The sequence below is a fragment of the Pseudomonas citrullilanati genome, from assembly GCF_030580855.1.
In the GTDB taxonomy this organism is placed as follows: domain Bacteria; phylum Pseudomonadota; class Gammaproteobacteria; order Pseudomonadales; family Pseudomonadaceae; genus Aquipseudomonas; species Aquipseudomonas citrulli.
This window is the reverse complement of the sequence record NZ_JAUQOP010000008.1, coordinates 82,737-93,347: the sequence shown is the minus strand read 5'-3', so window position 1 is coordinate 93,347 and position 10,611 is coordinate 82,737. Positions and strand designations below refer to the sequence as shown.

The following is a 10,611-nucleotide window of genomic DNA, read 5'->3' as shown; positions in this document are numbered from 1 at the left end:
GCACACTCAAGAGGCAGGCCTGAGCCATTCGGTAGCACCTCGCGGCCAAATAGAATCCGTCCTCTGTTCCCTGCCAGCGATGAGCTTTTCAAGCAAATCAGTCATTTACCTAGAGGGGTGGGTAGATTGGCACGCATTCTGCTTTTTTGAATCCATGGATAATTGGATACAAAAATACAGAGGGTGCCGCCATGCAATTCGCTCCGACGTTCGCCGAGCGTCCACCGATGACCGCCGAGGAAGAGGCGTACAACTTCCTGTTGGAAGCCATTTGCGGCGGGCGCTTTCGCAAGGGTGACCGGTTGATCGCCGAGGACATCGCCAGCGAGATCGGCATGAGCCGGATGCCGGTGCGCGAGGCGTTTCGCCGCCTCGATGCCCAGGGCCTGGTGACGCTGCGGCCCAATCGCGGGGCGGTCGTCAGTGGCCTGGACATCGACGAACTGCAGGAAGTCTTCGAAATGCGCAGCGCCCTCGAAGGCCTGGCGATGCGTGTCGCGGTCGGGCGCATTGGGCCCCGGCAACTGGCGGCCCTGGAGCGCCTGCTGGATGAAATGGATGACTACCGCGACGAAAGCGCCGAGTGGGTCAGCCGGCATCGCGCGTTCCATGAATACCTGTGCAGCCTCAGCGGTCGCCCTCGATTGCTGAAGCAGATCAGTGCCCTCTACGCGCTGGTGGAGGCGCCCATGCGCCTGTGGCTGCAGCATGTCGACAAGCCCTTGAGCGCGCGCCAGGAACACGCGGTGATCCTGGAGGCGATCCGCGCCGGCGATGCAGAAAAGGCCGAGGCGGTCGTGCGTGCGCACATCGAAGGCACAGTTCCTGAACTGATCCGTTTCCTGCAATCGAAAAAATAACCAGAGCAGGCCCGAGCCTGCCGTGTTTTGACGCTGAGTACTGCCCGTTACCCACCGAACTGGAGTGTCTGGTCATGCATAAGCCTCGCCTGTTGATCGCCGCAATATCCTTGGGATTCTGTACTCAGTGGGCGCAGGCCGCCCCGGTTGTGCCGGAGCGTTTGCTCCAGGTCGACAAACTGGTCTATTGCTCCGGTATGGATTCACCGCCGCTGGTGGCCTTCGATGAGGCGCAGAAGCCCAGGGGGCTGACGGTCGACCTGGGCCTGGAAATCGCCAAGCGCCTGGGGAACAAGAAGGTGGAATGGCGGGTGATTCCGTTCTCCGGGTTGCTCCCGGCGCTGTTGGCCAAGCAATGCGACATGATCGTCGACCAGCTGTTCGACAAGCCCGAGCGCCGCGAAGTCATCGACATCGTCAACTACATGTACTCCAGCCAGGCGGTGGTGGTGCCCAAGGGCAACCCGAAGGGCATCAAGACGCTGGCGGACCTGTCCACCCGCAAGGTCGCGGTACTCAATGGCTCTACCATCAAGACCCTGCTCGACGCCGAGAACGAGACGCTCGCCAAGGCCGGCAAGCCGCCGATGAAGCTGGTGGTCTACAACACCGACACCGATGCGTTCCAGGCGCTGCGCATCAGCCAGGTCGATGCCTACGGCACCACCGTGGAAACCGCCGGTTACTACGCCGCCATGGCCCCCGACCTGTTCGAGGAGGGTGTCCCGGCCTTCAGCCGGATCCTCACCGGCCTCGGCATCCGCAAGGACGACCCGCAATTGAGCGCCGCGGTGCAGCAGGTGATCAACGACATGCGCAGCGACGGCAGCTACCGCCAATTGCTCGATCATTGGCACGTCGCCAGTGACACACTCGATTGAGGGAAGGCGTCGATGAATTTCAATTGGGATGTGTTCTGGCAGTATCTGCTGCAGCCCAGTGGGGTCTACCTCACCGGGCTCTGGCTGACCTGCGTGATCAGCGTGCTGGCGATGCTGCTGGGCTGCGTGCTCGGGTTGGCGGCAGCGCTGCTGCGGTTGTCGAAGAACCCGTTGCTGCACATGCCGGTGCGCTTCTACGTGTGGCTGATGCGTGGCACGCCATTGCTGGTGCAGATCGTCTTTCTCTACACCGCACTGGCCGCCGGCGGGGTCTTCCGTTTCGAAGACATCGAGCTGTTCGGCCTGGTGATCCCCGGCAATATCCAGGCCGCGATCATTGCTCTGGGCCTCAATGAAGGCGCCTACATGGCCGAGATCATCCGGGCCGGCATCGGTGCGGTCGACAAGGGCCAGTATGAGGCCGGGCGTTCACTGGGCATGACGTTCGCCAAGCTGATGCGCCGGGTCATCCTGCCCCAGGCGTTCCGGGTCATCGTTCCGCCGCTGGGCAACGAGTTCAACGTGATGCTCAAGAACACCACGCTGGTCAGCGTGATCGGTGTGCAAGAGCTGCTGCTCAGTACCCAGATGGTGACTTCCGCGACGTTCCGGGTGTTCGAGTTGTACCTGGTGGTGGCGATTTATTTCCTGTTGCTGACGACCCTCTGGGGCTTCTTCCAGCGCTGGCTGGAGGCCCGTTTCGGTCAATCCGACCGACCGTCGTCACCGCCACCCGCCGCGACCCGGATGTTCGGGCGCAGCAGCCTGAAATTGCTGAGGGAACGTTAACCATGGCGCACAAGAGCGAAGAACTGATCATCGAGGCGCTGGACGTGCACAAGTCCTTCGGCGACCTACAGATTCTCAAGGGCATCTCCCTGCAGGTGCGACGTGGCGAGGTGGTGGTGCTGATCGGGGCGTCCGGCTCCGGCAAGACCACCTTCATCCGTTGCATCAACCTGCTGGAAGACATCCAGGCCGGACGCATCCGCGTCAACGGCCGGGCCATGGGCTACCGCGAGCGTGCCGATGGCAGCCTGGTGCGGGATTCGGAACGCAACATCGCCCGCCAGCGCCGGGACATCGGCATGGTGTTCCAGCGCTTCAACCTGTTCCCCCACATGACCGCCCTGGAGAACATCATCGAAGCGCCGATCCAGGTGCTCGGCACGCCACGCGGCGCGGCCCTGGAGCAGGCCCGCGGCCTGCTGGAACGGGTCGGCCTGGCGGACAAGGCCGACCACTACCCGTCGATGCTCTCCGGCGGCCAACAGCAGCGCGTGGCGATCGCCCGGGCCTTGGCGATGAAGCCCCAGGCGATGCTGTTCGATGAGCCCACCAGTGCCCTCGACCCGGAAACCGTGGGCGAAGTCCTGGAGGTGATGAAGGAGCTGGCGGAGGAGGGCATGACCATGGTGGTGGTTACCCACGAAATGGGCTTTGCCCGCGAAGTGGCCGACCGCGTGGTGGTGCTGGATCAGGGCGAACTGATCGAGCAGGGACCGCCCGAGCAGATCTTCAGCCATCCCAGCCATCCGCGTACCCGGGCTTTTCTCAGTCGCGTGCTTTGACTCATTTCGTTGGTGAAGAGATTTTGTCATGTTGAAATTTTCGGCTCATGAATACCCTTACCCCTCGCAACGCCAGAGCGTCTTTGCCCGTCGCGGCATGGTGGCGGCCTCCCAGCCCCTGGCCGCCCAGGCCGGTATCGAGATCTTGCAGAAGGGCGGCAACGCCATCGATGCGGCCATCGCCACGGCGGCGGCGCTGACGGTGGTCGAGCCCACCGGCTGCGGCCTTGGCGGCGACGCCTTCGCCCTGGTCTGGTGCAAGGGGCAACTGCACGGCCTCAATGGCAACGGCCACGCGCCGGCGGCCCTGGATATCGACGCGGTCAAGGCCGCCGGCCATGGGCAGATGCCGCTCTATGGCTGGACGCCGGTGACCGTGCCGGGGTGTCCGTCGGCCTGGGCCGAGCTGTCGCAGCGCTTCGGCAAGTTGCCCTTTGCCGAGTTGCTGCAACCGGCGATCAGCCTGGCGCGGGACGGCTTTGCGCTGTCGCCGGTGGTTGCCCGGCAATGGCAAGCGGCCCTGGACGAGTTCACGCCCCATCGCGACTCCGTGCTGGAGGCGTGGTTCGAAACCTTCCTGATTGACGGCCGGGCGCCTCGGGCCGGGGAGGTGTTCTGCAACCCGGCCCAGGCCCGCACCCTGGAAGAACTTGCCGCCAGCCGCTGCGAAAGCTTCTATCGCGGAGCCCTGGCCGAGCGCCTGGACGCCCATTCGCGCGCCAGCGGCGGCTATTTGCGCAGCGCCGACCTCAAGGATTATCGCGCCCAGTGGGTCGAGCCGATCCACGTCAACTATCGGGGCGTGGATGTCTGGGAGATCCCGCCGAGCGGGCAAGGCCTCGTGGCCTTGATGGCGCTGAAGTTGCTCGAAGGTTTTCGCTTCGATCACCGTGACAGCCAGCAGACCTGGCATCGCCAGCTCGAAGCGATGAAGTTGGCCTACAGCGACGGCCTGCACTACATCACCGACCCCTTGCACATGCGCGTGGCCGTGGCCGACCTGCTCAGCGACGACTACAGCGCCCGGCGCCGCCAGGAGATTGGCGAGCAGGCCCAGCCCCCCACGCCTGGCGACCCCCACGCCAGCGGCACGGTGTACCTGGCGACCGCCGACGCGCAAGGCAACATGGTCTCGTTCATCCAGAGCAACTACCACGGCTTCGGCTCCGGCGTGGTGCTGCCCGACAGTGGCATCGCCCTGCAGAATCGCGGGCAGGAATTCAGCCTCGATCCGGCCCACGCCAACAGCCTGGCGCCGGGCAAGAAAACCTTCCACACCATCATCCCCGGTTTTCTCACCCAAAACGGCCAGGCCCTTGGGCCCTTTGGCGTGATGGGCGGCTACATGCAGCCCCAGGGGCACGTGCAAATGGTCATGAACTTGGTGGATTTCGGCTTGAATCCCCAGGCTGCCCTGGACGCACCACGCTGGCAATGGCTGGGCGGGATGAACGTCGGCATCGAGCACGGCGCGTCGCCGGACCTGGTCAACGCCCTGGCCCGGCGCGGGCACCAGGTGCAGGTCAGCAGCGACCTGACCCACTACGGTCGCGGCCAGATCATCCTCCGCGACCCGGTCAGTGGCGTGCTGTGTGGCGGGACCGAGCCACGGGCGGATTCGCACATTGCGGTATGGTGATCCAGGCCGCGACCGGATCTGGCAGGGCCAGCCGGTTCAGCGCACGCGCTCGCGGCTCTGCACCGCCAGGTCCAGCGCCTTTTGCATGTCCAACCGTGCCGAACGGCCAACGTCCCGGTCGTTGAGCTGGTAACGGCGCTCCGACGGCAGGATGGGCGCGGTGAGGTCCTCCGCATCCATCCTTTCGAAGTCGTGATTGTCGCCGATGGTCATGGCGCTGCGACGCAGCAGCATGCGCAATTGCTCGGGTTGCAGCTGCGGGTTGATGGACAGCATCGCCGCCAGCAGGCCGGCGACCATCGGCGTGGCGTAGGAGGTGCCGCAATGCACGGCGCCGGTCTCGCCGGCGCGGCTGGTCGAGGCGTGGGCACAGGCGGCCGCCGTGATGTCGACGCGCATGTCGATGTTCGAGGAGCTGCGCTTGACCGCATAGCCGGGGTCATCCACGGCGACGTCGGCGCGCTCGCTGCGTTGGTGCCCGCCGACTACCAACAGTTGTTCGGTGATGAAGGAGGACGGCAGGCGATACTCATCGGTGCCCGAGAACGAGGCGCCATTGCCAGCGGAGTTCACCACGACCACATCGGGGTGTTCCTTGCGCAGCCAGAGGAAAAACTCTTCCAGCAGTTCCTCGTAGCCGCCCATGGCGATGCCCGAGCGCAGCAGGGAGTCCACCTCATCGCCCTTGACGTCCTTGGCGCCGACGCGGTGGATGCCCCAGCTCCAGTTGAGCACGCGCACGCCGTCTTCCACCAGGTTGACCGAGGCGGCGATGTTGGCAGTGATGCCAGCATCGGAATCGCGTTCGACGATGACCTCGAAGCCTCCGCTGGCCTTGTCCAGGCCGCGCAGCAAACCGCTGTTGCCGCCGTCGTTCCAGCCCGCCGCGAGAATCCCGGCGACGGTGGTGCCGTGGTTGTCCGGCTTGTCCGCGTCGCGGGCATACACGCAGGTGCGTGGCAGCGTGCAAGGCCCGAGGTAATCGGCGAAATCGGCGGTATCGAAATCGACGTTCCGTTCGATCAGGCCGATGCGCACCGGTTGCACGGGGACGGGCGCCTGGCGCCCGGGGATGCGCCGCCGGTAGTAGTTCACCGCATCGAGGAAGCGGTTGGCGGCCCATTCGTCCGAGTCCGGGGACGGCTTGCGCGGTTCCTCGGTACGGGCGGGCGCCTGTTCGCTCTCTTCGGCCGCGGACTCCTCGACCACCACCGCATCGACACTGGTCTCGCTGCCCAGGCGCAGCACCAGCGCATCACGCTGGACCAGGTCCTTGGCTGGCAGGCGGAGCTGGTACAGGTTCAGCGGGGCGATGCTGCCAACCACCTGCGCCCCGTACTTGCGGGCAAGGCGCTCGGCTTCCTGGCGGCCGTCGTGATCTTCTTCGATCAACAGGCTGACCAGGTCGACGTAGGTGGACAGTCCGTCCATATTGTCCGCCACTTCACCGGGCCCTGCGGCCAGCACATGGCTGTTGCGCAGGCTCAACCAGGCGGCGTTGCTCTGGCGCGACCCGTCCCGCAGCCATAGCGGGCCGCTCTGGTAGCGAGCGCTGGCCAGGCTGAGCCGCAAGGTGTTCCCGTCGCGCCGGACAGCGTCCGCCGGCAGCGCCTTGGCGCCCAATTGCAGCGTCGGCACCGCCTCGCCCAGACCGCGCACGGCCAAGCACCACTCCTGGTGCTGGCTGTCCAGCAGATCGCCGCAACGCTTGAGACCCTCCAGGCGCAACGGTTCCTGTGCAGCGATCGCGGGATGGGTTGCCAACGCAAGCAGGGCGGCGAGGGCGGCGGAACGCAGGGACATGGGGTGGTTTCCTCGGGAAGGGGCCTGATTGCTCCGACTGCCGGATCGACCGTTACGTTCCAGGGCGTGCGCGCGCCGAAACTCCTCCGCTCGCTTGGTTGTCCATCGACTATCACGCCGCTGCCGCGTATTTCTCAAGGATCGAAAAATGTTGATCGCGTGTCTTGGATGGGGTTCGTTGATCTGGAAGCCAGACGCCTTGCCGCTCGCCAGTGAATGGTTCATGGACGGTCCCACGCTGCCTATCGAGTTTTCGAGGGTCGGCGACGGTGGAGAGCTCGCCACCGTGGTTTGTGCGAATGCGCCCCTATGCAAGGTTCTCTGGGCTGTCTTGGATGCTCAGACATTGGAAGACGCTTGTGCGGCGCTACGCAGGCGCGAGCAGATCCCCGAAGACCGGCGGGATGGCATCGGGGTATTGCGCACCTCGAAGATGGCGGTCGGCACGATCGCTGAATGGGCCCGCGCCCGGCAATTGGATGCCGTTATATGGACAGCCCTGCCACCGCGCTTCAACGGCATGGAAGGCCAGGTTCCTTCTGCCGACGAAGCCATCGCCTACCTTGCCAACCTGACTGGCGAGGCCCGTGATCATGCCCGTGAGTACATACGGATGACCCCCGAACAGATCGATACGCCGTACCGTCGCGAGTTGGTCAGAAGGTTAGGTTGGCACTGATGCCCCCTTCGCGAGCAGGCTCGCTCCCACACGGGATGGGTGATGGGCTCAGAACCTGAAATGACCCCGGATCAAATTGTGGGAGTGAGCCTACTCGCGATAGCGGTCTGGCGGGGCCGGTGATGTTAAGGGTGCCGGTGTCATCGCGCCGACGGCGGCTGGACGGCTTGCCTGACGCCTGGCGCAATTCAACGAGGTCAAATGGCAGAACTGGCCGGATGACCTCTAGGTCATCCCCCGGGTCACCGTCTCGGCATGCTGCCGGGCCAGGCCCTGGAGGTCCGGCGCATAGGGGCTGAACGAGCCAAATACCTCCTTGAACAGCGCGCCGGCGATCAACGGGCCCAACACGGAAAACGCGTAGAGGGTCGGGTCGCCGGGGCGAACTTCACCGCGCTGTTGCGCTTCGCCAATGACGCCTGTCAGCAACTTCAGCAGGTGGGCCACGACGTTGTCGTGCCAGATCGTCGCGAGGTCGGGGAAGGTCCGGCTTTCGCCGATCACCAGCCGGGCGAGGGCCGGGACGCGGCGGTCGCCCAGGCGTCCGGCAGCGGCATCGAGCATCAGGGGCACCCGTTCGCGCAGCGTTCCTTGATCGCCTGCCGATGCTTGCTCGATGCCTTGCAGGTTGATTGCGACAGCGTGCTGCACCACGGCACGAAACAGGTCTTCCTTGGTGTCGAAGTAGCGATAAAGCGTGCCCTTGACTACGCCAGCGCGCTGCGCCACGTCGCCCAGCTTGGCCGCCGCGAAGCCACATTCGGCAAACACATCCAGCGCCGCCTCGATGATCTCGGCGGGGCGAGCGTCCTTGCGCCGGCTCCATTTGGGTTTGCTCTGGGTAACGTCCATTGCCTGGCCTGACTGTTTCAAACCGGCAGTATAAAGCCGCGCTCACTGAAATAGCGGCTCAGCGTCGCGGGATCGGCATGGGGGTCGGCCAGCGCCACGTAGGTGTCCGGGCGCAACAGGTACGCCGCGTCCCTGGCCAAGCCGGCCTTGCGGTGCCCAGGCTGCCAGGCGAAGACATGCAGCGGCAGGCCGTGCGCCTTGCACCCATCCACCAGCTCTGCCTTGGCTTCACCGTAGACATGAACCTGCCACTGGATGGCCCGCAGGGGCTCGTAGTTGTCCGACCCGGGCACCGGCACCCATGGCAGCCGGTCACCGGCCTGGACTTCACCGGCCTTGCCCTCGCTCAACGGGCTCTCGTGGTAGTTGAGCGTGGTCTGCGAGATCATGCGGAACAAATACTCGCGCACGTTTTCGCTCTTGTAGGCGACGCTCGCGAAGACCGGTGCGATGCGGGTTCGCACGAAATCGGCAAACCCGCCTTGCGCGGTCGCGAAGGTGAACAGTTTGTCCGTGGTCTCGACCAGCTTGCGGGCAAAGGCCTGGCGTTCGACCGGGTAGCTGTCGAGCAAGGCATCGCCGGCCTTGCCCTTCAAGACGGCCGCCAGTTTCCACGCCAGGTTGATCGCATCCAGGATCCCCGTGTTCATGCCTTGGCCACCCGCCGGGCTGTGGACGTGGGCGGCGTCTCCGAGCAGGAACGACCGGCCATGCCGGAACCGGTCGGTGACGCGATGATGGACGCGATAGGTCGAGAACCAGTTGACTGCGCTGACCTTGATGCCCAGGCCATCGATCGCCTCGTGGCCGACGTCCGCAAACGTCAGGGTGTGTGCCGGCTCGGTACGTTCGTCCAGGGCGGTGCCGATCAGGCGGTAGCGATCCGCCTCGCCGTAGGACAGCACGAGCACGAACTCGGACTTGTCGAACGCCACATGCGCCTCCCCAGCGGGCTCGACGCCGCTGGCGGTGACATCGGCGACATAGAAAAGCTGCTTGTAGGTCCCGCCTTCGAAGCCACTGCCGATCCCGTGACGCACGAGGGAGCGGGCACCGTCGCATCCGGCCAGGTAAGCCGCCGTGAACGTTTCCTCCTGCCCATCGGCATGGCGCAAGCGGGCCGTGACCTGGTCTGCTGCGTCCTCGAAAGACGCCAGTTCAGTCTGGCGCTCGACCTCGATGCCCAGTGACTGGAGACGCTCGATCAGCAGCCGCTCATGGCGATCCTGGGGGTAGATCAGGACAAACGGGTAGGGCGAAATCGCCTCGCCCGCATCGATCAACGGGATCCGCGCCTTGCGATTGCCCCGGGCCCACATGTTCATGGCGGGCGTCTTGTAGCCGGCGTCCACGACCGCTTCGGCCATGTCGAGCTGGCGGTAGAACTCCAACGTACGTGCCTGCAGCGCCATGGCACGGGATGTTTCGCCCGGGCCACTGCTCTTGTCCACGATCCTTACGGCAACGCCTTGCTGGTGGAGCCAGAGCGCCAGCGTCAATCCGGTAGGGCCGGCTCCGACAATCAGGACCTGAGTCTGTGGCATGGGCTGGGCCTCGCGAATACTAAATGACTTTTGGGTCATTAGTATTCTTGAAGGCTTGGGATGTCAACGATTCGATTGGGGGAAGTGTCGCTACAGGGACGGTCGTTGCAGCTTGACCCATTCTTGCACCGTCGGACGCTGCCACTGGCGCCGCGCGTAATCCTCCAATCGAGTCGGTACCGTGTCGCCATTGAGTATCAACCGGTTAAGCATCAATGCGAGATCGACATCGGCGATCGACCACTCACCGAAGAGACAGTCAGGACTGTCGGCCAGCAGCTGTTGAGCGACCTCGATCAACTTTTGCGTGGCCGCTTGCGCCGAGGCAGACAAAGGCCCGTACTTGACGCCGTAGAACACCACCAGGGTCGAGCGCTCCTGGCGGATGGGGAGCAAATCACTGCGCAGCCACGCCTGGACTTGCCTCGCCTTGGCACGCATCCGTGGCTGTCGTGGGTAAACCGGTACCTGGGGGAATACGTCTTCCAGGTACTCGGTGATTGCCGATGATTCCGACAACGCAAAGTCGCCATGGACGAGGCTGGGGACTCTCTGGGTCTGGGAAAGACGGGCATAGTCGCCCGACTGGTTTTCCAGCTTGTCCAGGTTCACGGTGACCATCTCGAACTCGATGCCCTTTTCCCGAAGGGCCACGAAGCAGGACAGCGCGTAGGGGCTGGTGAATTGCGCGTCGACGTAGAGGCGCAGGCTGGGGGCGTTCATAGCGTTATCTCCATAGGCAGGAAGGACCACGCTAGGGGAGGTGGTGGTTCAAGTAAAAT

10 protein-coding genes are annotated in these 10,611 nt (G+C 64.5%); 6 read left to right on the top strand and 4 right to left on the bottom strand.

Annotation, left to right across the window (positions count from 1 at the left end; all coding sequences use genetic code 11):
• The first annotated feature begins 191 nt into the window (after positions 1–191).
• The 5 genes from Q6A48_RS08535 (at position 192) to Q6A48_RS08515 (ending at position 4,951) form a co-directional block, all read left to right on the top strand.
• Positions 192–860 carry a GntR family transcriptional regulator gene (locus tag Q6A48_RS08535; RefSeq protein WP_304553442.1) on the top strand — a complete coding sequence of 223 codons (669 nt, stop codon included), beginning with the start codon at positions 192–194 and terminating at the stop codon, positions 858–860.
• Positions 861–934: 74 nt separating this feature from the next.
• A complete protein-coding gene (locus Q6A48_RS08530; RefSeq protein ID WP_304553440.1) occupies positions 935–1,741 on the top strand; it encodes an ABC transporter substrate-binding protein in 807 nt (268 codons plus the stop codon).
• Between the two features lie 12 nt (positions 1,742–1,753).
• Positions 1,754–2,530: an amino acid ABC transporter permease gene (locus Q6A48_RS08525; protein ID WP_304553438.1), complete on the top strand. Its 777-nt coding sequence runs from the start codon at positions 1,754–1,756 to the stop codon at positions 2,528–2,530.
• A 2-nt stretch (positions 2,531–2,532) separates the two neighbouring features.
• A complete protein-coding gene (locus Q6A48_RS08520) occupies positions 2,533–3,312 on the top strand; it encodes an amino acid ABC transporter ATP-binding protein (protein ID WP_304553437.1) in 780 nt (259 codons plus the stop codon).
• Positions 3,313–3,340: 28 nt separating this feature from the next.
• A complete protein-coding gene (locus Q6A48_RS08515; protein WP_304553435.1) occupies positions 3,341–4,951 on the top strand; it encodes a gamma-glutamyltransferase family protein in 1,611 nt (536 codons plus the stop codon).
• A 36-nt stretch (positions 4,952–4,987) separates the two neighbouring features.
• Here Q6A48_RS08515 and Q6A48_RS08510 read toward each other — a convergent pair whose 3' ends face one another.
• The gene (locus tag Q6A48_RS08510; protein WP_304553433.1) at positions 4,988–6,754 is read right to left on the bottom strand and encodes a S8/S53 family peptidase; all 1,767 of its coding nucleotides are present in this window, start codon (positions 6,752–6,754) and stop codon (positions 4,988–4,990) included.
• Positions 6,755–7,100: 346 nt separating this feature from the next.
• Here Q6A48_RS08510 and Q6A48_RS08505 point away from each other — a divergent pair, with 346 nt between their 5' ends.
• Positions 7,101–7,433, top strand: coding sequence for a hypothetical protein (locus Q6A48_RS08505; protein ID WP_304553431.1), 333 nt, complete (start codon positions 7,101–7,103; stop codon positions 7,431–7,433).
• A 225-nt stretch (positions 7,434–7,658) separates the two neighbouring features.
• Here Q6A48_RS08505 and Q6A48_RS08500 read toward each other — a convergent pair whose 3' ends face one another.
• From Q6A48_RS08500 to yfcF, 3 genes are all read right to left on the bottom strand, one after another.
• Positions 7,659–8,285 (bottom strand): TetR family transcriptional regulator, encoded by a 627-nt coding sequence (locus Q6A48_RS08500; RefSeq protein ID WP_304553429.1) that lies wholly within the window; start codon positions 8,283–8,285, stop codon positions 7,659–7,661.
• Positions 8,286–8,302: 17 nt separating this feature from the next.
• A complete protein-coding gene (locus tag Q6A48_RS08495) occupies positions 8,303–9,829 on the bottom strand; it encodes an FAD-dependent monooxygenase (RefSeq protein ID WP_304553427.1) in 1,527 nt (508 codons plus the stop codon).
• A gap of 90 nt (positions 9,830–9,919) precedes the next feature.
• Positions 9,920–10,552 carry a glutathione transferase gene (yfcF, locus tag Q6A48_RS08490; RefSeq protein WP_304553426.1) on the bottom strand — a complete coding sequence of 211 codons (633 nt, stop codon included), beginning with the start codon at positions 10,550–10,552 and terminating at the stop codon, positions 9,920–9,922.
• Between the last annotated feature and the right edge of the window lie 59 nt (positions 10,553–10,611).